Here is a 22,310-nt window from a genome sequence, read left to right as displayed (position 1 = left end):
AATTTTTGTTATATTTATAAAACTAATTACTATTTATTAATATAAAAATAATAAACTATGGATTTGTTCTATTTAATTCCGGTTTTTGGTGTTGTCGCCTTATTGTATACTTTCCTGCAGAGTAACTGGGTAAGTAAACAGAATGCCGGAAATGAAAAAATGAAAATAATCAGCGGTCATATCGCTGACGGTGCTATGGCTTTTCTAAAGGCTGAGTACAAGATTTTAACCTATTTCGTGGTGATAGTAGCTATATTGCTTGCCGTAATGGGATCCACCAACTCCAATTCCCACTGGAGTATCGGGATTGCTTTTGCGGTTGGAGCCGTATTTTCTGCTCTGGCAGGATTTATCGGAATGAAGATCGCTACAAAAGCGAACGTAAGAACGGCAGAAGCTGCAAAAACTTCGCTTTCCAGAGCGCTTAAAGTTTCCTTTACCGGAGGTTCCGTTATGGGAATGGGAGTTGCCGGACTGGCAGTTCTGGGGTTAGGTGCCCTTTTCCTGATCATTAAACAGATTTTTGCTCCCGATGCTACGGTAGATTCCCATGAGATGGAAAGAACAATTGAAATTCTTACCGGATTTTCCCTGGGTGCAGAATCCATTGCTCTTTTTGCGAGAGTAGGCGGTGGTATTTATACCAAAGCTGCGGATGTTGGGGCTGACCTTGTCGGAAAGGTAGAAGCCGGAATTCCTGAAGATGATCCTAGAAATCCAGCAACTATTGCAGATAACGTAGGAGACAATGTAGGAGATGTGGCAGGAATGGGAGCCGACTTATTCGGTTCTTATGTGGCAACGGTGTTGGCAACAATGGTTTTAGGTAGGGAAACAATATCTGATGATTCCTTCGGAGGTTTTGCACCTATTCTCCTGCCCATGCTTATTGCCGGGACAGGGATTATTTTCTCTATGATAGGGACCTTGTTTGTAAGAATTAATGATAATGAAGGCTCATCTACTTCCAGTGTTCAGAATGCCCTTAATTTAGGGAACTGGGGAAGTATCGTGATTACCGCTATATCCTCTTACTTCCTGGTTACCTACATCCTTCCTGAAAAAATGACTCTCAGAGGACATGAATTCACTAAAATGGGCGTCTTCGGAGCTATAATGGTAGGTCTTGTCGTAGGGACTTTAATGAGTATTATTACCGAATATTATACAGCTATGGGTAAAAGGCCTGTGTCAAGCATTGTAAGACAGTCTTCTACAGGGCACGCCACCAATATTATCGGCGGTCTTTCGGTTGGTATGGAATCTACATTGCTTCCAATCATTGTATTGGCAGGAGGTATTTACGGATCTTATCTGTGTGCAGGACTTTACGGGGTTGCTATTGCAGCAGCCGGAATGATGGCTACTACTGCCATGCAGCTTGCTATTGATGCTTTCGGGCCGATTGCTGATAATGCCGGAGGAATTGCTGAAATGAGTGAGCTTCCAAAAGAAGTACGTGAAAAAACAGATATTCTGGATGCCGTAGGAAATACCACAGCAGCTACAGGTAAAGGTTTTGCGATTGCTTCTGCCGCATTAACGGCACTGGCTTTATTTGCCGCGTTCGTAGGAATTGCAGGCATTGATGGGATCGATATTTACAGAGCCGATGTTCTGGCTGGATTATTTGTAGGGGGAATGATTCCGTTCATATTCTCCTCACTTGCCATTACGGCGGTAGGACAGGCAGCCATGGCGATGGTAGAGGAAGTAAGAAGACAGTTCCGCGAAATTCCGGGTATCTTGGAAGGAAAAGCCCAGCCTGAGTATGAAAAATGTGTAGCTATTTCCACAGATGCATCCATCAGAAAAATGATGCTTCCGGGAGCCATTGCTATTATTTCACCTTTATTGATCGGGTTTATTTTCGGACCTGAAGTCTTGGGAGGGTTTCTGGCCGGAGCTACTGTAAGTGGTGTTTTGATGGGAATGTTCCAAAATAATGCCGGTGGCGCCTGGGATAATGCCAAAAAATCATTTGAAAAAGGTGTGGATATCAATGGCCAGACCTATTATAAAGGCTCAGAACCTCATAAAGCTTCCGTAACGGGAGATACGGTAGGAGATCCGTTTAAAGATACTTCAGGACCATCTATGAATATTCTCATCAAGCTGATGTCCATTGTATCATTGGTAATTGCTCCAACACTTGCTGTATTGCATAAGGATAAAATTGAAGCTAACAGAAAAGCTAAGCTGGAAAGCCTGACCAAAACTTATAATGTAAATTCATCAACATCCACTACAGCTATTGAGGGGGTTCCTACTGCGAATCCGACAGAAATTAAAGGACACCTTAATGAAAACGGAGACTTTGTTTATGAAACCGGAACCATTCAGGAAGTAAAACTGAAAGGAGGCAAAATAATTACATTAGGAGAAGGAAGCAGACTATTCCAGTTGTACAATGCGGTAAAACAAAAAGATCAGACGGTCATAGATCCTAATAACTGGTATACATTAGAAAATCTTTATTTTGAAACCGGTTCCAGTGATTTGAAACCAGGATCGGAAGTACAGCTGAACAATCTTGCTGAAATTCTAAATGATTATCCTGACCTGAAAATAAAACTGGGAGGATATACAGATAACACCGGTAATGAAGAGAGCAATCTGAAGCTGTCCAACCTTCGGGCCCAGACCGCAAAGCTGAAGCTTCTTGAATTAGGAATTTCTTCAGACAGGGTAGAAGCAGAAGGCTACGGCTCCCAGCACCCGGTTTGCGAAGCTAATGATACCGATGAATGTAAAGCAAAAAACAGAAGAATTGATGTAAGGGTTTTAAGTCTCTAAGATCAATAAGCAAATATTTAAAGCACCGCCTTGCAGGCGGTGCTTTTTTTGATATCTAATCTGTGTAAATCGGCAAGATTTGCGGGTAAATAAAATTTTAATTTATTCTTTTGTCCCAAGGGATTTATACATATCATCGTACATAATGATAATTCTTGTAATACTATATTGTAATTCTCTAAAGATTTTTCTGAAGATGTTCCAAAGCCTGGATAATCACCTCATCTTTTTTAGCAAAACTGAACCGTATATAATCTGAATTCTGCCGTGAATTGTAGAAGGCGGAAAGAGGCAGGCATGCTGTTTTTTTCTCTATGGTAAGCCATTTGGAAAACTCTACATCAGTCATGGTTTTGGATACATTCCTGAAATTGACAATCTGGAAAACACATCCTTCAGACTTTTTGGTTGCCTGTAGCGGAGTGTAAGCCATCATTTCATTGAATATATCTCTTTTTCGCTGCATGATATACCTGTTTTCATACGGATCAAATACTTCCAGATATCTGGCAAGAGCATATTGGGCGGGAGCATTGGCACTATAGGAAATATACTGCTGATGGCATCTGAACTTTGAGGTAAGGAATTCCGAGGCCAGCATATAGCTGACTTTCCAGCCGGAAGTATGAAACATTTTCCCAAAAGAAAAAATACAGAAAGTCCTGTTTTTCAGTTCAGGATGAAGAAAAGAACTGTAATGTTCGAGTCCGTCATAGCAATAGGTATCATAAATTTCTTCTGAGATCAGGTAAATCTCCTGATGTTTAATCAGCTCATATAGCTGGTTCCAGTCGTTTTGTTTCCAGATGGTTCCCGTAGGATTTTGTGGTGAATTAACGATAATGGCCTTTGTTTTTTCAGAAATGCAATTTTTAAACTTTTCCCAGTTTATGGTAAAATCATTATCAAGATCATAATACACGGGAATACCGCCGTTGAGTACTACGGAAGGCCCGTACGTATAATACGAAGGCTGAATGATAATAACTTCATCTCCCTGATTTAAAACAGATTTGAGAGCGGTATGTAAAGCAAAAGTTGCACATGGAATAACGGTTACCTCATTATCCTTAAGTTTGAGGCTGTTTTTACGGGCTGCGTTATAGGTAATGATATTGTTAATAAGCAAAGGACTTCCTGCAAGCGGCTCATAATGGTGGGTATTGCAATCTATAGCTTCCCGTAGGAAGGATTTCAGCCGTTCATCAATATCAAAATCGGGAAGTCCCAGCGACAGGTCAAAACTGTTGTGTTTTGCTGCAAGTTCAGACATTTCTGTAAAAAAGGAATAATGTGTAAATCCGTAAATTTTTTCCATCTATGTTGCATTTATATCAAATATAAGAAAAATACACATTCATTGAAGATTAAATAAAATTTGTTATTTTTAGGCAAATTATTATCATATGAAAAAAATTCTTATCCCGTTGATCGGCCTGGCTGTGGTAGTCAGCTGCGGAACAACGAAAACTCCTGAAGGAGCCAAGGCACAAACCACCACCGTTGCAAAAGGAGATAAAGCATTTCTATCTGCATATAAGACCATTAAAGCTGATGAATTAAAGAAAAACTTATATGTAATCGCTTCAGACGAAATGGGTGGCAGGGATACCGGAAGCCCCGGACAGAAAAAAGCGGGTGAGTATATGATTAATTTTTATAAAAACCTGGGAATTGCTCCTCCAAAGGCTTTAGGTTCCTATTACCAGAAGGTTCCTTCTGAATTTATGAAGAAAAGAGGTGGCGGCAATCTTCCGGACTCAGAAAATATTCTGGCCTTTATTGAAGGAAGTGAAAAACCTGAAGAAATTGTGGTAATTTCTGCACACTACGACCATGTTGGTACCAGAAACGGAGTTGTTTACAACGGAGCCGATGATGACGGAAGCGGAACCGTGGCCGTTATGCAGATTGCAAAAGCCTTTCAGGAAGCTAAAAAGGCTGGAAATGGCCCCAAAAGATCCATTCTTTTCCTTCATGTAACAGGCGAGGAGCATGGTCTCTTTGGATCCGATTACTATACCAGCAATCCTGTATTTCCACTTGCCAATACGGTTGTTGATCTCAATATTGATATGATCGGCCGCGATGATGCAGAGAACAGAGGAAAGCAATACGTTTATGTAATTGGTTCAGAAATGCTGAGTTCACAGCTTAAAGTGATCAATGAAGCAGCCAATAAGAAAACCAATAATCTGGAGCTGAATTATAAATATGATGATCCGGCAGATACAGAACGCCTGTATTACCGTTCAGATCATTATAATTTTGCTAAAAATAATGTCCCGGTAGCATTTTTCTTCGACGGTATTCATGAAGATTATCACAAGCCTACCGATGATCCTGAGAAGATTGATTATCCATTGCTTGAAAAAAGAGCCCAGCTGGTTTTTGCTACTGCGTGGGAAATTGCAAACAGACCCGACAGAATTGTTGTAGATAAAAAATAAATACCTGTCGGATCATTGCAAAGATGTAAATATCTGGAACTGTTTCCAGAAATAAGATCTCTGTAGTGATCCGATATTTTTTTGATTTAAATTGATAGCTAACAGGTATTTATGAATATAGTAATCCGTGAAGCCAGACTGGAGGACATCCCACAGATCCAGGTTGTTAGAAACACTGTTAAAGAAAATACCCTTTCTGATCCCTCATTGGTTTCCAATGCAGACTGTGAAGAATTTCTGTTTGAAAGAGGAAAAGGCTGGGTAGGTGAAACCGAATCCGGAATCGTCGGGTTTTCTATTGCAGACCTCAGGGAAAATAATATCTGGGCACTGTTTGTACATCCTGATTTTGAGAATCAAGGCATCGGGCGAAAGCTTCATGACATCATGCTTAACTGGTACTTCGGACAGACTAAGGAAAATGTATGGCTGGGAACCTCTCCAAATACAAGAGCTGAAACATTCTACAGAAAATCAGGCTGGGAAGAGACAGGTATGCATGGAAAAAGCGAAATTAAATTTGAAATGACTTATAACAACTGGAAAAACAGAAAATCATGATACAGGAGGTAAAATCGATCAGACCCTTCATCGGTGCAGCGAATTTTGAAATAAGCCGTAGTTTCTACAGAGATCTTGGGTTTGAAGAAGTAATTCTTGAGCCTAAATTATCTCTATTTAAAAGACAGGAAACCGCTTTTTATCTTCAGGATTATTATGCAAAAGATTGGGTGGATAATACCATGGTCTTTATGGAAGTTAATAATACGGATGATTTCTGGAAGGAACTCCAGACTCTGAATCTTACTGAGAAGTATAAAGGTGTAAAGCTCGTTCCTGTCAGAACAATGGATTGGGGAAAAGAATGCTTTGTACACGATCCGTCCGGGATTTTGTGGCATTTTGGAGAATTTTTTTAACGACAGAAGAGAATATGATTTACGCTTTTGATACGTATTATTACGATGATTATGCCAATACCGTATGTATTGCGTTTGAAGACTGGACCTCGGAAAACGAATCTGAGATTTTTACTGAAAAAACAGACATCACTTCCGGATATGAAAGCGGTGCTTTTTATAAAAGAGAACTGCCCTGTATTTTGAGTTTGCTGAAAAAAATCGACTTAAAAGAAGAAGATATTATCATTGTGGACGGTTATGTTACCCTTGATGATGATGGCAAAATCGGTCTTGGAGGTTACCTTTATGAAGCTCTGGACCGGAAATATGCCATTATCGGGATTGCAAAAAATGAATTTGCATCACCTGATTCCCAAAGAAGAAATGTCTTGAGAGGAGAAAGTAAGACCCCGTTATTCCTTACTGCAAAAGGAGCAGATGTAGATGATATCCTTCCGAAAGTAAAGCAGATGCACGGAGGTTACAGAATACCCGCCCTGTTGAAAAAGCTGGATCAACTCTCAAGAGCGTAATTTAGATTTTATTAATATTTCTATTGTTTAACTAATTTATTTTTCTGATTTTTAATTTATTATGTAAAAAGTGATAAATGTCATTCGTTTCTTATTTTTATTAATTCTAAATAAATATAAATTTGTTTCAACAAAAAAAGGAATTAATGAAGAAACTATCTACTTTTTCTGCAATGGTATTTTATATGGTGATGAACGGGCAGTATTGTACACCGGCATTCCAGTATGGCGCAGACAGCAATATGATTACCAATGTCAGTTTTGGAAATATCAATAATACATCAACGTCACAATCTGCAAATGCGCAGGTATATGAAGATTTTACTTCAATGTCGGCGGATATTCAGGCAGGAAACACTTATCAGATCTCTGTAAAAGGGCCTTCCAGTACTTTCCCGAGTGATGTGATGGTATACATTGACTTTAATAAAAACGGAAGTTTTGATGATGCAGGAGAAGGCTTTTATATAGGAAGACTCGGAGCAGCGAATCCATTCAATGCTTTAACGGTAACCGGGACAGTTTCGGTTCCTGCTGATGCCGCATCAGGGGTGACAAGAATGAGAGTAATGAAAAACACAAACACAGCTGCTTATTCCGATTCCAATGCACCAAATTCTATACTTACAGCTTGTGATACCGGCCTTAGAGCAGGACAAACAGAAGATTATACAGTCAATATTACGGGAAGTAATGTGGTTTTCCCTGCACCATACTGCGGAACTGAAAATATTACCACACTCACCGTCAGCGAAATTACTAAAGTGGAATTTACCGGAATTACGAATGAAAGCAATATCAATGGTGCTTCAGATGTGCTGGAAAACTTTACCGGGACAGTTTTCAATGTGAACAGAGGAAATTCTTACCCCATAACAATAACGGGAGAAACGCAGGGGCAGACCACTGTTTCGGCCTATGCTTACATCGACCTTAATCATAATGATACATTCGATACCCATGAAGTATTTCATCTGGGCTATCTGGATAATTCTGATCCTATTCCCGGGAAAGAATCAGGAGTAACTACCGGAACCATTTCAATTCCTGCGGATGCTATGTTGGGCGAGACCCGTTTCAGAATTGTCAAGGCTTACGAATCAAACTCTTGGATGGGAACCCTGGAAAACCTTCCATGTCCTGCGGGATGGTTTATAGGACAGGCTGAAGACTATACCCTGAATGTACTGGCCTCAAATCTGGGTACATCAGAGACTGTAAAAAAAGCACCAGCCAGAATTTATCCTAATCCTACATCAGGAACTGTTACCTTAAAAACTGAAGAGAAGCTCGAGAAATATGAAGTTTATAACTCATCAGCACAAAAGATTCTGGAAGGAACCTCGGACATAGTCAATATGGACGGTCTGACAAGCGGAACCTACCTGATCAGGATATATACCGGTGATAAAAAAATTATTACTGAGAAGATCATTAAAAAATAAACACTTTATCTAATCATATCCATATCAATTTTTGTTTTTTTAAGCCGGCAGATTTATCTGTCGGTTTTTTTGTGACTGAATATTTTATTTAAAAGACTTTATAAAGTTTTCGGTTCCAATATTTCAAGCAGATCGTTCCTTGAAAGCTTACGGATTCCATTTCTATCCGTCTGAAGCAGATTCTGAGCCAGTTCACTTTTCTTCTTCTGCAAGCTTAAAATTTTCTCTTCAACGGTATTGGAACAGATAAGCCGGACAGCAATTACATTTTTGGTCTGCCCGATGCGGTAACTCCGGTCAATGGCCTGGTTTTCAGCTGCAGGGTTCCACCATGGATCTACCAGATAAATATAATCCGCCTCTGTAAGGTTAAGCCCTACGCCTCCGGCCTTTAAACTGATCAGGAATACCCGGATTTCATCATTTTCCTGAAAATTATTAACGATCTTACCCCTGTTTTTCGTCTGTCCGGTAAGATATTCAAACGGAATTTCTTTATTTTCAAGCTCAGTTTTAATTAAATCCAGCATTTCTACAAATTGTGAGAATACCAGTATTTTATGGTCTTTAGATTTGTTTTGAATCTGCTCCGTAAGTATTTCTATCTTTACAGCATGGTCACCGGTATATCCTTCTTTTAAAAGAACAGGGGAATTACAGATCTGCCGGAGCCTGGTAAGTCCCGTAAGAACATGCATGCTGTTTTTATTCAGATCATCGTCGTCATTGGCAGCAATAAATTCACGGAGCTCTTTTTCGTAAGCATCATAAATTTTGCGCTGTTCAGCATTCATTTCGCAGTAAATAACCATTTCTGTTTTCTCAGGAAGTTCTTTGGCAACCTGTTTTTTGGTCCTGCGGAGAATAAAAGGTCTTATTTTCTGCTGAAGTTCCTGGGCACGCCTGCCATATTCAAATTTATCAATAGGAACAGCGTAGATGTCTTTAAAATACTGTTTGCTTCCCAAAAGTCCCGGACAGGCAAAGGAAAGCTGGCTGTAAAGATCAAAAGTATTGTTCTCAATAGGTGTTCCGGTAAGAACAAACCTGTTTCTTGAATTCAGAAGACGGGCAGCCTTATATCTTTCCGAATCAGGGTTTTTAATGGTTTGCGATTCGTCAAGGAAAGCAAAGTTGAAGCGGAAGTTTTTCAGGAAACGGATGTCTGAAAGCAGCATTCCGTAGGTGGTAAGTATTACCTCATATTCAGAAAAATGTTCTGTAGTCTTCAGTCTGTCGGCTCCGTAATGTATCATGGTCTTTATCGAAGGGGCAAACTTATCAATTTCTTCCTGCCAGTTGAACAGCAGGGAAGTGGGAACCACAATAAGGTTGGTAACAGATCCGCGCTTTTCCCGCTGGGAAAGAATAAAAGCAATTACCTGCAGTGTTTTTCCAAGACCCATGTCATCGGCAAGACATCCGCCGAAATTGAAGCCATCCAGAAAGTTCAGCCAGTTCAGCCCGTCATGCTGATAATCTCTCAAAACTGCATGTAGCCCTGAAGGAATATCGGTGCGGGGAATATCTTTAACAGATGAAAACTGAATTGAATAAGATGAAAGCTCTTCCTGTACTTCGCTGCTTAAAACCTCTTTTTCAAACAATGAGGATACTTCTGTAAAATTGATCTTTGGAATTTTAAGATCTTCAGCATCTATTTCCCCGATCCGGAAAAACTCATTCATCCTGCTGATCCATTCTTCCGGGAGAACTCCAAGCGTTCCGTCATCCAGCTGAACGAATTTGCTTCTGTTCCGGATGGCACGGTGAAGCTGTTTCAGGGCAGCGTCTTTCTGTCCGAAACTTACTTTTAATTTAGCATTGAACCAGTCCAGTCCGCTGGTGATCTGTATATTGATTTTTGCTTTGTACGAATTAAGCTGAGTGCTTTTAAGCTCTTTGAATCCAAGAATAATTACCCCTTCATTTCTCCATATTTCAAAAGCATGAAGGAACCAGTCCTGATCCAGGAATTTATCTTTATGCAGATAAAAATAATCATAGCCGTCCATCTGTGCCTCAAAGTCAGGATGCTGCTTAATGATAAGGGAAGTAAAACGCGATTCTTCGGCATCACTTCTTTCAATTTTAAATATGTTACCGTTTTGGTCCGTATCAAAAAGCTGTTTTTTGGAATAAACGGCAACTTCTACCTGCCCGTATTTCATAACCGGAGTCAGGGCTATATAATTTCCCTGCTGCCGGAGATAAATGATCCGTTCATTCCTGTGGTTTTTTTCTTCAAGCTGGATGGATGTTGCAGGCTGTATATAGCTGTAATTGATGTGAATCCGTTCCTCAAGTGAAGAGAGGACGTTCTGCATAAAAGTTTCATATTTTGAGGCATGAACAAGCAGGATTTCATTATTGGCTTTAAAAAATTTAATGACCCGCAACATATCAGGATCATCCACAAAGCTGAACGTATTGCGGCTGTAAACGAAATATTCGTTTCTGATCATTATATTTTTAAAAGGAACAGAAACATCATTGAACTCAAGTTCTCCCGTCACCTCATAGAAAGGTTCTTTTTTGAATACATTAAGTTTTATTTCAGCTTTTAACAGTTCCAGATGGATGGGAACAAGCGATTTGGATGATATAGTTTCAGACAGCTCCCGGTCATGGTAATACGTATCCAAACCGAGAGGATTCTGTACGATCAGTTTAAGGGCTTCCAGTTCAGCAGGATTGTAATCTTCATTATAATTATTCTGAAATGCAGAAACAGCGGTATAAAATTTAATATGCTGAGGTTCTTCCGCATTCCAGATAAGCTGCATGGCATCAACAGGCTGTACGGGATTTTTGATCTTTCCGGCCTGGGTGGTTTCAGCTTCCATGAGCGAAAAACTAAGATGACTGTAGTAGCGGTGCCTTCCGATGACCAGTATTTTTATTTTTCCGCTGTCCTGTAATGCCAGTTCATGGATTACCGATGAACGCTGAGGAATAAGATGCTGTTTAAAAAGATCTTCATCAATAGGCAACATTTCTTTGATCTTGGGATGAACCTCAATTTTATGGTCGATGTATTTTAATTCGAAATACATGTCGAGATCAGGCTCGTTTTCCAGACCGTAAGTTTTTGCTTTGGCAATAAACAGTTTCTTGCGAAGGAAAGGATCAAAAAAAGTCCTGAAATTTTTTTCTTCCAAAATACAGTGCAGCACTTCTGCCTGATGCCCGCAAAGTTTTTCTTTTGGGCTGTTGCAGGTACATGTACTTACGATGGAGCTGCCTATCTGGCTTATGGAAACTTCAGGATAATCATTTAAAGGAGACTGTTTGCTGAAAATTCCATGATTGTTTTCAATGGCAGCGGGGTAAATATCCCGAAAATCCCTGAGCTCCAGAAATGCACTACCCGAAGTATGCTTCAGAAGATCATACACAGAAAGTGTACTGATGCTTGTATTGTCAAGAATATAGGCTGCCATAGACGTGCGAATTTACAAAAAAAGCTAACAATATTATCTGGATTATTTTCTGGTTTGAAATTTATAAAATAAGCAAAAAGAGCATTACAGAGCAGGAAATCCATCATTGTATGCTTTGAATACCAATATAAATGTCCAATTATATTTTTATCATACGATTAATAGATATTTTATCGTTATTATTGTAGAATATTAAAATTCATGAAAAAAACCAAAATGAGTTTAAAAAGATTATAATTATTTTTAATGACAAGCAAGATTATAGGAGTCGGCAATTATATTCCGCCGGAGACAATTACAAATTTATTTTTTGACCAGCATCATTTTATTAATAAAAACGGAGAGTCATTAAAGGAAGCAAACGATATTATTGCCAGAAAACTTAAAGAAATTACCGGCATAGAAGAAAGGAGATATGCATCTGAACACCAGGTGACCTCTGACCTGGGACTGATTGCAGCTCAGAAAGCAATAGAAAATTCAAATATAGATCCCGAAACCCTGGATTACATCATATTTGCCCATAATTTTGGGGATGTCCGCTTTGGGACTGTCCAGTCAGATAGTGTTCCGAGCCTGGCTTCCAGGGTAAAGCATCTTCTGAAAATTAAAAATAATTTTTGTGTAGCCTACGATGTGCTGTTCGGATGTCCGGGTTGGATTGAAGGAGTGATACAGGCTAATGCGTTCATTAGATCAGGTATTGCCAAACGTTGCCTTGTTATAGGCGCTGAAACGCTTTCCAGAGTGGTGGATATTCATGACAGGGACAGTATGATCTACGCAGACGGCGCAGGAGCAGCTATCCTGGAAATCAGTGAAGACAATAAGGGAATTCTGTCTCACTTATCGGCTTCGTATACTTTAAACGAAAAGGATTATCTTTTCTTTGGAAAGTCATACAACAACGAAAGCTGTCCTGATACGAAATATATCAAAATGGATGGCCGCAAGATCTACGAATTTGCCCTGGTTAACGTAGCAGATGCCATGAAAAAGTGCATGGATGCAAGTGGATACTCCATTGGCCAGCTTGATAAGATTATTATCCACCAGGCTAATGAAAAAATGGATGAAGCGATTGTAAAACGTTTTTACCAGCTTTATGATTTGGCGATGCCGGAAAATATTATGCCGATGGTCATTAATAAACTAGGTAACAGCAGTGTGGCTACCATTCCAAGTCTGCTCACAATGATCCTGAACGGAGAACTTCCCACCCATGAAATAAAAGAAGGAGACGTTGTGCTGTTTGCATCAGTAGGTGCAGGGATGAATATCAACGCATTTGTCTATAAATTTTAAGATATACATTATAAAAGGGTAGAAGCTATAGTCTATTCTTTTCCTGAAAAAGGCTCAGAAATAAACTCTGAGCCTTTATTGTTTATTGGAGATAATCTTTTTCAGTAAATTCATTTTGGCTACACGTTCGTCCAATTTGGCAACTTTAGCTTTCATGCTAATTCTGACCTTTGTCCTGTTAATTTAATACAGAACAAAATGAAAACAATTTTTATAACAGGCGCTTCAACAGGATTAGGAAAAGCAGCAGCCCAATTATTTCAAAGCAGAGGATGGAATGTAATTGCTACAATGAGAAACCCGGACGCAGCACCTGAGCTTGCCGCCTTGGACAATGTAACTGTACTTCCTCTCGATGTTACCAACCTGGAACAGATAAAGTCAACCGTTAATAAAACACTCGAGTTCGGAAATGTAGATGTAGTTTTCAACAATGCCGGATACGGGCTTATTGGACCTTTGGAAGCTTTAAAAGATGAACAGATCCTGAAACAGCTGGACACCAATCTTCTGGGAGTGATCCGCGTAACCCAGGCATTTATCCCTTATTTCAGAGAAAGAAAAAGCGGGATGTTTATTTCCACCACTTCAATCGGTGGATTGATCGCCTTTCCTTTAGGGTCAACCTATCATGCTACAAAATGGGCTCTGGAAGGCTGGAGCGAAAGTATGGCTTATGAGCTGAATGAATTTGGCATCGGTATCAAAACCGTTTCTCCGGGTGGAATCAAGACCGATTTCGTGAGCCGCTCTCTGGATGCAGCGACCAGTCCTGCCTATGAAGAAATGACCAACTCTCTTTTTTCCAATATGGAAGGAATGATGGCGGCAGCTTCTGAGCCGGAACAGATTGCTGAGGTTGTTTATGAAGCAGCTACAGACGGTAAAAAACAGTTGAGATATGTGGCAGGAGAAGATGCAAAAGCATTATACGCACAGCGTCTGGAGCTTGGAGATGAGGCCTTCAGGGAACAGTTTGGAAAGCAGTTTATCTAATATATGCCTGAATATGGAAAACAGCACGGGCAATCTTCTTGTGCTGTTTTCATTCAAATATTTAATAACTTTATAGTATGGAAAAGAAAGATCATACTCCAATAAAAATTTCGTCGATATCGGAGCTTCACAGTATGCTGCAGCTTCCAAAGCCGCTCCATCCGCTGGTAAGCCTGGTAGATAATACGAAAATGATTGTTCATAAGGAACTTCTGGACCGAAACTTTTATCTGAATTTTTATAAAATTTCCTATAAATTTTCCGAAAATGGAAAAATGGGATATGGGCAGGGTTATTATGATTTCAATGAAGGGGGAATGATGTTTACAGCACCGGGACAGATTCTGTCCACAGAAGCGGATACTTCTTATTGCGGATATACATTGTTGGTGCATCCTGATTTTATACGAACCTATCCTTTGGCAAAGAATATCAAAAAATTCGGGTTCTTTTCTTATGATACCAATGAGGCTCTGCATTTGTCCGATCAGGAAAAAGCCATCGTAACCGGATTGCTGGACAATATTATGAACGAACTGAATACTGCCATTGATGAGGTCAGCCAGGACGTCATTATTTCTTATATTGAAGTGTTGCTGAATTACAGTAACCGTTTTTATAAAAGACAGTTTATCACAAGAAAAGCGGTCAACAGCGATTTGTTATCCAAAATGGAAACGATACTGGAAGATTATTTCAACAGACAGGAAACATTGACGAAAGGGCTTCCTACGGTAGAATTCCTTGCCTCTGAGATGAATCTTTCACCACATTATCTGAGTGATATGCTGAGGAATCTTACCGGACAGAACGCCCAGCAGCACATCCATGAAAAGCTGATCGAAAAGGCGAAAGAATACCTTACCGGGACCAGTTTCTCCGTTTCAGAGGTAGCGTATGCTTTAGGATTTGAGCATCCGCAGTCTTTCAACAAACTGTTTAAAAAGAAAATGGAAATCACACCGTTAGGGTATAAACAGTCTTTTAATTAATTTTATTTGAACGAGATCAAATAGCCCTTTCGATAGTATTAAAGTAGCTCCACCAGGAATCGAACCTGGATCTAAAGTTTAGGAAACTTCTATTCTATCCGTTGAACTATGGAGCCTTTGAGGGGAATAAAAATACTAATTAAATTAAAAAAAACAAAAGACTTTGAAATTTTAAAGTCTTTTGTTTTTATGTTATTTTCGGCGGGTATCTTAGAATAATTTTATTTCAGAATTCACTGAATGAAAGAATCCGCTCTTTAGAAGCGGATCCAGTAGATAAATACATCTCATTTTTTTAATTAGACAACAATAAAAAGCACAGCCGACAATGCTGTGCTTAAATTTTTATTTCAAATTTAATTGCAATTTCAAAGCTGAAAAAAGCAAAAAATGATTTCATTTCAGTTGTATTACATAGTAAATGTAGCACTATTTTTAATACAAAACATGAATTTAATGTTAAAATTCACAACTTATCCACAATTTATTGTGGATAAGTTTTTAAGTTATTGTTTTCCAATATATTGAAGAATGAAGTTATTAAGTGTTTCCTTCTCTTTTTCACTGCCTTTATTATCCATATGCCCGTGGTTTATATCGGTGGGCTGAATGATGATATGGTATTTTTTCTGTTCTTCAGGTGATGGGAGAACCCCTTCATCAGCAGGATAATCATTAGAACGGAGGCTATATATCCGGGGAAGTGAGGTGCGGGGAAGATACATTCTCCGGTTATCCATGGTGATGACTTTGTAAACAAGTTCAGGATGTTTACCTGCAAATAAAGCAGTCATATCTCCACCGTTGGAATGACCTATCAGGGTCAGATGCTTATAATCAAGATCCGGTCTGGTTCTTTTTAATTCATTCAGGACATATAAAATATTTTCAGCACCCCGTTCCTAGAAAGGCATTCTCACGGTCTGGATTTTTCCTTCCGTTGGAATAAGTTCATCCGTAGGAAGCTCATGCTGGATGCTTACAGTAAAATATCCTTTTGAAGCTAATTTTTGGGTTAGATAAGAATAAATGAGATAATCTCCGCCTTTATTGGCACCGTAACCATGACTGAAAATAACGACCTGCTGTTTGGGCAGTGGCTGATCTGTTTTCGGACTGTAGAAGGCAACCGGAATTTTCCGGTTTCTGCTTTGGTCAAAAAAGGTCAGTGTATCCAGTTTAGTTTCATAGTTATGGTCTGCACTGAAATTTTTCTTAGGGGCACAGTTATATAATAGAAGAATAAGAAAAGGGGAAAATACTATTTTATACTTCATACGTTTTATTCAACTATGGAAAATTAATGAATATTTTACAAAATAAAAGGATAGACATTTCTTTTCAGGAAAAATAATTATCTTTGAATTATTAAAATCTCTTTATAAATATCACCAATATTCAGGTACGTTTCCAAGTGCTTGAATTCCAAGGTTCAATTTTTTCTGAGCCTCTATTCATTATTATTCAAAACTAAAGAATGACAATAGGGCATGAGCTGTTCCTCATCTTTATTATATTCTATTCACAAACAAAAAGAGATTATTATGAAACCCAATACAATTGCCGTGATAGGCGGCACCGGAAAATCAGGACATTATCTTGTTCATGAGCTTCTGAAAAAAGAATACCCAATCAAGCTTTTGCTTCGTACACCCGGAAATTTCACTATAGAAAGTCCTTTAATTGAAATTGTACAGGGAGATGCGAGAAATTTTGAGTCTGTAAACCGTCTTATTGCGGGTTGCAGTGTAGTTATCAGCAAGATAGGGCAGCCTGCCGGCGAGGACCCCATATTTTCAGATTCAACAGGAAACATCATACAATCTATGAATCTTCATGGAATTAAACGGTATATTACCATTACCGGTTTGAATGTAGACACTCCTTTTGACCATAAAAACAGCAAAGTAAAGGCAGCCACAGACTGGATGTACCAGAATTATCCCAAAACAACAAAGGATAAGCAGGATGAATATGATCTTCTGGTGAACAGCGATCTGGATTGGACGTTGGTGAGACTTCCGTTAATAATTCCCACTGCCGAACGGTTTAAAAGGGAAACCAACCTTGCGGATTGTCCGGGAGAGAAAATCAGTGCAGCAGACCTGGCTGAATTTCTGGTCTCCCAGATCGATGACAGGACTTACATTAAGCAGAGCCCTTTCCTTTATAACGTTAACAGTTAAAAAGTAAAAAAAAACAGAGAGCCATTTTGGCTCTCTGTTTTATATTTTGTTTTCAAGTTTTTCCTTGATATACTTCGCTGTATGGGACTTCTTATCTTTAGCAAGATCTTCCGGAGTTCCGGCAAAAACCACTTCACCGCCGTATTTTCCAGCTTCAGGGCCGATATCGATGATATAATCTGCACATTTGATAATATCCGGCTGATGCTCAATAACGATTACCGAATGACCGAGATCGATCAGTGCCTGCAGAGATTTCAGCAGTTTCTGGATATCATGGAAATGAAGTCCGGTAGAAGGTTCATCAAAAATAAACAGGGTTTTGTCTGTCGTTACGCCTTTAACAAGGAATGAAGCCAGTTTCACACGCTGCGCTTCACCACCGGAAAGGGTAGAAGAGCTCTGACCAAGTTGCAGATAACCTAATCCAACTTCCTGAAGAGGTTTCAGTTTGGTAACGATCTTTTCTTCGTTATTATCCTTAAAGAACTCTAATGCTTCATCTACGGTCATATGAAGGATATCGGAAATGCTTTTCTCATCGAATTTCACTTCCAGGATCTCGTTTTTGAAACGGGTTCCTTTGCATACTTCACATTCAAGCTCAATGTCTGCCATAAACTGCATGGAAACATTGATCACTCCTTCGCCTTTACACTCATCACATCTTCCGCCGTCTACGTTAAAAGAGAAATGCTTCGGTTTGTAACCCATCATTTTTGATACTTTCTGTCTGGCAAAAAGATCCCTGATATCATCATATGCTTTCAGATAGGTAACAGGATTGGATCTTGAAGATTTCCCGATCGGGTTCTGGTCGATCAGCTCAATATTTTTGATCAGTTTCTTAGGGAATTCTACAGAGTCATAATCTCCTTTTTTGCCACCCATTCCAAGTTGGATCTGGATGTCATTGGTTAAAATTTCCTTCATCAGGGTAGATTTTCCGCTTCCGGAAACACCGGAGATCACCGTAAGGCTTTCCAGAGGAACGTCTACATCTATATTTTTCAGATTATTTTGTCTTGCCCCTTTGATATGGATCCATTCCTTGGCTTTTCTGCGCTTTTTAGGAACTTCAATTTCCATTCTTCCGGTTAAGTATTTTGACGTAAGGGTGTCTGCATTTTTAAGATCATTATAATCTCCGGCAAATACCAGATCGCCTCCAAGATAACCGGCTTCCGGGCCAATGTCAATAATATAGTCGGCAGCTTTCATGACATCTTCATCATGTTCAACTACAATCACGGTGTTACCCAGGTCACGGAGATTTTTCAAAACGCTGATCAGGTTTTCGGTATCTCTTGAATGCAGTCCAATGGAAGGTTCATCCAGGATATAGATTGATCCTACCAGGGAACTTCCCAAACTTGTGGCAAGGTTAATTCTCTGACTTTCACCACCGGAAAGGGTATTGGAGGTTCTGTTTAAGGTTAAATAACCTAAACCTACTTTTAATAAGAATTCAATACGGGTTTTGATTTCGTACAATAATCTTTTGGCAACGTCCTGATCGTGTTCGGAAAGTTTCAATCCATCTATTAAAGGATACAGCTCATCCAGCGGAAGCTCGATCATAGACTGGATATTGTGTCCGTCTATTTTTACCCAGCTGGTTTCTTCACGAAGCCTCAACCCTTCGCAGGTAGGGCACAACGTTTTTCCCCTGTATCTGGACAGCATAACACGGTATTGGATCTTATACAGGTTTTCTTCAAGCATTTTGAAGAAATTATTAATCGAAGGGAAGCTGCTTTTTCCGTCTCCTTTCCATAAGAAGCTTTTCTGTTCCTTAGTCAGCTGATGATAAGGTTTGTGGATCGGGAAATCACCGGCTTTTTTGATGAATGCTTTTTTCCATTCGCTCATGCTTTCTCCTCTCCAGGCAACTACTGCATCTTCATAAACAGATAAAGTTTTATTCGGAACCACGAGATCCTCATCTATTCCGATCACCTTTCCATATCCTTCACATGCCGGACATGCTCCGTACGGATTATTAAAGCTGAAAAAATGAACATTTGGTTCCAGGAATTCCATACCATCAAGCTCAAATTTATTGGAAAACTCTCTTACTTTTCCTGAATCGGTATTCTTCAGGGCACAGTAACCATGTCCTTCATAAAATGCCATCTGGATAGAATCTGCCAGTCTCTGAAGGAAACTTTCGTCTTCTTCATAAGAAAAACGGTCAATCACAAGATTGATGGTCATTCCTTTTTCAGGTGTAAACCCAAAGCTTTCCAGGTCTTCGATACCGGCAACATTTCCATTGATCTCCAACCTTGTGAAACCGGCTAATTTTAAAACATTCAACGTTTCTTTAAAATTGGCGGCATCATATTCCAAAGGAGCCGTCAGTAGAAATGAAGTCTCCTTTTTGGAAGCTTTGATAAAATCTATCACATCCGAAACGGAATCTTTCTTTACTTCCTCACCAGATACCGGGGAAAAAGTTTTCCCGATCCTTGCAAAAAGAAGCTTCATATAATCATAGATTTCCGTAGAAGTTCCTACCGTAGAACGGGGATTGGAAGAAATCACCTTCTGCTGGATGGCAATAGAAGGGGCAAGTCCTTTGATATCGTCCACTTTTGGTTTTTCCAGTTTTCCTAAAAACTGTCGGGCATATGAACTTAAGCTTTCCACATATCTCCTTTGTCCTTCGGCATAAATAGTATCGAATGCCAGGGAAGATTTTCCGCTTCCGGAAACTCCTGTAATCACGATCAGTTTATTTTTCGGGATGAGAACGTCTATATGCTTCAGATTGTTAAGATGGGCGTTCTTAACGAAGATCTGTTTTTTTATATCTATTTCTGTTGTTTTAGTCATGCTTTTTATTCAAATTATACTGACTGAGACTTATTTTTATGATGATGAGCATATTTATTGGTCTCCCGGTCCTGCAAGACCTTTACTTCCACATAAGTGAGGTTAAAAAGGATGTAAAAATAATATTGATCATCACAAAATTAAGACCCACAAAATTACGAATTTTTAGCGGAAAAAGTGTGCTTAAATTTCTCCGATACAAATATATAATCCGAGATTACCGGAACAGAAATATTTGCTTTTATGACTTAAAGCATAGTCTGGAATAAAAAAATTCTTCTAACGGTTATTCAAATGGCATATTCTTATCGTATTTTAAAACTATTGATGATTTTCATTATGTTTTTGCATTTTACTATTGCTTTGTATTTTAAAATTAGTTAAAATTGTATTCATAAATATGTAATATAGAAATGAGAAAGTTATTCAGAGATCTTGTTACACATTTAATGAGAAAAAGATAAAATTATTCCCTCAAAAGATGCAGTATATCCGTACTGCATCTTTTTTTATGACAACTATCATTTGCCTGTCTTCAGGAACTCCCTTACTTTTGAGCCCATTATTAAAGAAACTGATTAAGAACAAAAACGGGAACCATTATGATCAAGAAGATTGGAAGTATTTTTTTATTGGGATCGATGCTTTATGCTCATGCGCAGGAAAAAACAACGGATATTGAAAGCATTGAATTTCAGGGTAAATTTACTTCAACACCTTATAAAAGTGCTAATCAGAATATTACCGTTATTACCAAGGAAGACATTGCCAATTCTCCCGCAAAAAGTATCGATGAAGTTCTTCAGCAGGTTCCGGGAATGGATATCAGAAGGAGGGGAGCCAACGGTGTGCAGAGCGATATAGGGTTCAGGGGAAGTTCTTTTGAGCAGGTTCTGCTGTTGCTGAATGGCATCAGAATGAATGATTCCCAGACAGGCCACAATTCCATGAACGTTCCTGTAGATATGGATGATGTGGAAAGAATAGAGATCATCAAAGGGCCGGCAGCCAGAAGGTTCGGGCAGAATGCTTACGCCGGTGTTATTAATATTATTACAAAAACAAATCCGGGAAAACGAGTAAAGATAAGCGCTGATGGCGGAGATTATGAAACTTACGGATTCGGCTTCAATGCGCAGCTGGGAAATGAAAAGTTTTCTAACTCGCTTCAGGCTAATTCGGCAACATCTCAGGGATATATGTACAATACGGATTATGAGATACGGAATGTTTTCTACCAAAGTAAGCTAAACATTAAAAACGGAGATCTTAAGCTTCAGGCTGGTTTTTCCGAGAAGAAATTCGGAGCAAATGGTTTTTATGCTTCAAAAGACGCTACAGAGCAGTATGAGGAAACGCAGGCATCTATTGTAAGTGTAGCTCATCAGCAGAAGTTTGGCAATTTGAAATTAAATTCAAATGTATATTGGAGAAGGGGGCAGGATATGTATCTGTATGACAGAAATAAGCCGGACGGTTACAGAAATATGCATATTGGAAACAATGTAGGGGGAGAGATGAATTCCAGCTACCAGTGGGGATTGGGAACAACCGGAGTGGGAGTTGAACTGAGAAAGGAGTTTCTGGCCAGTAATAATTTAGGGGAGAGAAACCGTTTTGTTTCACAGGTTTTCTTTGAGCATCATTTTTCGCTGCTGGATAAAAAACTGAACATCAGTCCCGGAATTTCTTGGGCCAATTATTCCAAAGAAGGGAACTTTTTCTATCCCGGTTTGGATGTAGGTTATAATTTTAATCAGAATAATAAAATCTATGGAAATATTGCCAGAGTCCATAGGGTCCCAACATTTACTGACCTTTATTATGTCAGTAAAACCGAACAGGGAAATCCTGATCTTCTTCCTGAAAATGCCCTTTCATCTGAAATCGGATATCAGTACCAGAGCAACAGAATTTTAGCAAAGGTGAGCGGATTTATGAGGAATTCCAATAATTCTATCGATTGGGTAAAAACAGATATTGCCAATAAGGTTTGGTATGCCCAGAATGTTGGAAAAATCGATACCAAAGGAGTTGAAATAGAATTGAGCCACAGGGTTTTTGACTGGCTGAAATATACGGCAGGATATACGTATCTGGACAGCAAGGTAAAAAAATCCAACGGGCTGGTTTCAAGATATATTCTGGATAACCTGAAACATCAGGTTGTAGCCAAACTGGAAACCAGATTCCTGAAATATTTTACCAATGAATTGGTTTACCGATACAATGAAAGATTGAATCTGGGAACTTATAACCTGATTGATGAAAAGCTGAGCTTCTCCAGAAAAGACCTTTCGGTGTATGTACTGATCAATAATCTGACGAATACAAAATACACGGAAGCATTCGGAGTTGAAATGCCTCAGAGATGGTTCCATTTAGGCTTCTCGTATACGATCAATATTAAATAAATGTTAATTC

At 39.1% G+C, this 22,310-nt stretch carries 16 protein-coding genes and 1 tRNA gene; 11 read left to right on the top strand and 6 right to left on the bottom strand.

Features of this window, described 5'->3' with window-relative positions:
* The first annotated feature begins 57 nt into the window (after window positions 1-57).
* Window positions 58-2,796 (top strand): sodium-translocating pyrophosphatase, encoded by a 2,739-nt coding sequence (locus tag BUB03_RS12145; protein ID WP_073063420.1) that lies wholly within the window; start codon window positions 58-60, stop codon window positions 2,794-2,796.
* Window positions 2,797-2,974: 178 nt separating this feature from the next.
* Here BUB03_RS12145 and BUB03_RS12140 read toward each other — a convergent pair whose 3' ends face one another.
* The gene (locus BUB03_RS12140) at window positions 2,975-4,114 is read right to left on the bottom strand and encodes an aminotransferase class I/II-fold pyridoxal phosphate-dependent enzyme (protein WP_073063418.1); all 1,140 of its coding nucleotides are present in this window, start codon (window positions 4,112-4,114) and stop codon (window positions 2,975-2,977) included.
* An 88-nt stretch (window positions 4,115-4,202) separates the two neighbouring features.
* Here BUB03_RS12140 and BUB03_RS12135 point away from each other — a divergent pair, with 88 nt between their 5' ends.
* The 5 genes from BUB03_RS12135 (at window position 4,203) to BUB03_RS12115 (ending at window position 8,126) form a co-directional block, all read left to right on the top strand.
* Complete coding sequence (locus BUB03_RS12135; RefSeq protein WP_040999166.1) at window positions 4,203-5,246, top strand: M28 family metallopeptidase; 1,044 nt, start codon at window positions 4,203-4,205, stop codon at window positions 5,244-5,246.
* Window positions 5,247-5,357: 111 nt separating this feature from the next.
* Window positions 5,358-5,807: a GNAT family N-acetyltransferase gene (locus BUB03_RS12130; protein ID WP_228417864.1), complete on the top strand. Its 450-nt coding sequence runs from the start codon at window positions 5,358-5,360 to the stop codon at window positions 5,805-5,807.
* Entirely contained in the window at window positions 5,804-6,166 is a 363-nt protein-coding gene (locus BUB03_RS12125) for a VOC family protein (protein WP_073063415.1), read from the top strand. Before BUB03_RS12130 ends, BUB03_RS12125 begins: the two co-directional genes overlap by 4 nt.
* A complete protein-coding gene (locus tag BUB03_RS12120) occupies window positions 6,112-6,681 on the top strand; it encodes an endonuclease V (RefSeq protein ID WP_317041470.1) in 570 nt (189 codons plus the stop codon). Before BUB03_RS12125 ends, BUB03_RS12120 begins: the two co-directional genes overlap by 55 nt.
* 146 nt (window positions 6,682-6,827) lie before the next feature.
* The gene (locus BUB03_RS12115; RefSeq protein ID WP_073063413.1) at window positions 6,828-8,126 is read left to right on the top strand and encodes a T9SS type A sorting domain-containing protein; all 1,299 of its coding nucleotides are present in this window, start codon (window positions 6,828-6,830) and stop codon (window positions 8,124-8,126) included.
* A 98-nt stretch (window positions 8,127-8,224) separates the two neighbouring features.
* On the opposite strand, the gene BUB03_RS12110 is transcribed toward BUB03_RS12115, so the two are convergent.
* Window positions 8,225-11,569 (bottom strand): DEAD/DEAH box helicase, encoded by a 3,345-nt coding sequence (locus tag BUB03_RS12110; RefSeq protein ID WP_073063410.1) that lies wholly within the window; start codon window positions 11,567-11,569, stop codon window positions 8,225-8,227.
* Between the two features lie 246 nt (window positions 11,570-11,815).
* Between BUB03_RS12110 and BUB03_RS12105 the strand changes: the two genes are divergently transcribed.
* The 3 genes from BUB03_RS12105 (at window position 11,816) to BUB03_RS12095 (ending at window position 14,862) form a co-directional block, all read left to right on the top strand.
* Entirely contained in the window at window positions 11,816-12,874 is a 1,059-nt protein-coding gene (locus BUB03_RS12105) for a 3-oxoacyl-ACP synthase III family protein (protein WP_073063407.1), read from the top strand.
* A 198-nt stretch (window positions 12,875-13,072) separates the two neighbouring features.
* Window positions 13,073-13,870, top strand: a complete 798-nt coding sequence (locus BUB03_RS12100; protein ID WP_073063404.1) for an SDR family oxidoreductase — start codon at window positions 13,073-13,075, stop codon at window positions 13,868-13,870.
* A 77-nt stretch (window positions 13,871-13,947) separates the two neighbouring features.
* Window positions 13,948-14,862: a helix-turn-helix domain-containing protein gene (locus BUB03_RS12095; RefSeq protein WP_073063402.1), complete on the top strand. Its 915-nt coding sequence runs from the start codon at window positions 13,948-13,950 to the stop codon at window positions 14,860-14,862.
* A gap of 44 nt (window positions 14,863-14,906) precedes the next feature.
* Here BUB03_RS12095 and BUB03_RS12090 read toward each other — a convergent pair.
* The 3 genes from BUB03_RS12090 to BUB03_RS22095 form a co-directional block, all read right to left on the bottom strand.
* A tRNA-Arg gene (locus BUB03_RS12090) sits at window positions 14,907-14,978 on the bottom strand.
* 390 nt (window positions 14,979-15,368) lie between these two features.
* Window positions 15,369-15,656 (bottom strand): hypothetical protein, encoded by a 288-nt coding sequence (locus BUB03_RS22100; RefSeq protein ID WP_228417862.1) that lies wholly within the window; start codon window positions 15,654-15,656, stop codon window positions 15,369-15,371.
* Between the two features lie 108 nt (window positions 15,657-15,764).
* Window positions 15,765-16,139 (bottom strand): alpha/beta hydrolase, encoded by a 375-nt coding sequence (locus BUB03_RS22095; RefSeq protein ID WP_228417860.1) that lies wholly within the window; start codon window positions 16,137-16,139, stop codon window positions 15,765-15,767.
* Between the two features lie 267 nt (window positions 16,140-16,406).
* Here BUB03_RS22095 and BUB03_RS12080 point away from each other — a divergent pair, with 267 nt between their 5' ends.
* Window positions 16,407-17,048 carry an NAD(P)-dependent oxidoreductase gene (locus BUB03_RS12080; protein WP_073063399.1) on the top strand — a complete coding sequence of 214 codons (642 nt, stop codon included), beginning with the start codon at window positions 16,407-16,409 and terminating at the stop codon, window positions 17,046-17,048.
* A 39-nt stretch (window positions 17,049-17,087) separates the two neighbouring features.
* On the opposite strand, the gene uvrA is transcribed toward BUB03_RS12080, so the two are convergent.
* Window positions 17,088-19,886 (bottom strand): excinuclease ABC subunit UvrA, encoded by a 2,799-nt coding sequence (uvrA, locus tag BUB03_RS12075; RefSeq protein WP_073063396.1) that lies wholly within the window; start codon window positions 19,884-19,886, stop codon window positions 17,088-17,090.
* A gap of 602 nt (window positions 19,887-20,488) precedes the next feature.
* Between uvrA and BUB03_RS12070 the strand changes: the two genes are divergently transcribed.
* The gene (locus BUB03_RS12070; protein WP_073063394.1) at window positions 20,489-22,300 is read left to right on the top strand and encodes a TonB-dependent receptor plug domain-containing protein; all 1,812 of its coding nucleotides are present in this window, start codon (window positions 20,489-20,491) and stop codon (window positions 22,298-22,300) included.
* The last annotated feature ends 10 nt before the right edge of the window (window positions 22,301-22,310 follow it).

It is taken from the genome of Chryseobacterium oranimense (genome assembly GCF_900129755.1).
Lineage (GTDB): Bacteria > Bacteroidota > Bacteroidia > Flavobacteriales > Weeksellaceae > Chryseobacterium > Chryseobacterium oranimense.
This window is presented reverse-complemented; position numbering and strand designations above follow the sequence as displayed.

Excerpts from the sequence above, each read along its gene's own strand:
- BUB03_RS12095 (WP_073063402.1), top strand. The coding sequence starts at position 13,948 with ATGGAAAAGAAAGATCATACTCCAATAAAAATTTCGTCGATATCGGAG.
- BUB03_RS12100 (WP_073063404.1), top strand. The coding sequence starts at position 13,073 with ATGAAAACAATTTTTATAACAGGCGCTTCAACAGGATTAGGAAAAGCA.
- uvrA (WP_073063396.1), bottom strand. The coding sequence starts at position 19,886 with ATGACTAAAACAACAGAAATAGATATAAAAAAACAGATCTTCGTTAAG.
- BUB03_RS22100 (WP_228417862.1), bottom strand. The coding sequence starts at position 15,656 with ATGACTGCTTTATTTGCAGGTAAACATCCTGAACTTGTTTACAAAGTC.
- BUB03_RS22095 (WP_228417860.1), bottom strand. The coding sequence starts at position 16,139 with ATGAAGTATAAAATAGTATTTTCCCCTTTTCTTATTCTTCTATTATAT.
- BUB03_RS12130 (WP_228417864.1), top strand. The coding sequence starts at position 5,358 with ATGAATATAGTAATCCGTGAAGCCAGACTGGAGGACATCCCACAGATC.
- BUB03_RS12070 (WP_073063394.1), top strand. The coding sequence starts at position 20,489 with ATGATCAAGAAGATTGGAAGTATTTTTTTATTGGGATCGATGCTTTAT.
- BUB03_RS12115 (WP_073063413.1), top strand. The coding sequence starts at position 6,828 with ATGAAGAAACTATCTACTTTTTCTGCAATGGTATTTTATATGGTGATG.
- BUB03_RS12080 (WP_073063399.1), top strand. The coding sequence starts at position 16,407 with ATGAAACCCAATACAATTGCCGTGATAGGCGGCACCGGAAAATCAGGA.
- BUB03_RS12105 (WP_073063407.1), top strand. The coding sequence starts at position 11,816 with ATGACAAGCAAGATTATAGGAGTCGGCAATTATATTCCGCCGGAGACA.
- BUB03_RS12145 (WP_073063420.1), top strand. The coding sequence starts at position 58 with ATGGATTTGTTCTATTTAATTCCGGTTTTTGGTGTTGTCGCCTTATTG.
- BUB03_RS12120 (WP_317041470.1), top strand. The coding sequence starts at position 6,112 with ATGCTTTGTACACGATCCGTCCGGGATTTTGTGGCATTTTGGAGAATT.
- BUB03_RS12140 (WP_073063418.1), bottom strand. The coding sequence starts at position 4,114 with ATGGAAAAAATTTACGGATTTACACATTATTCCTTTTTTACAGAAATG.
- BUB03_RS12125 (WP_073063415.1), top strand. The coding sequence starts at position 5,804 with ATGATACAGGAGGTAAAATCGATCAGACCCTTCATCGGTGCAGCGAAT.
- BUB03_RS12135 (WP_040999166.1), top strand. The coding sequence starts at position 4,203 with ATGAAAAAAATTCTTATCCCGTTGATCGGCCTGGCTGTGGTAGTCAGC.
- BUB03_RS12110 (WP_073063410.1), bottom strand. The coding sequence starts at position 11,569 with ATGGCAGCCTATATTCTTGACAATACAAGCATCAGTACACTTTCTGTG.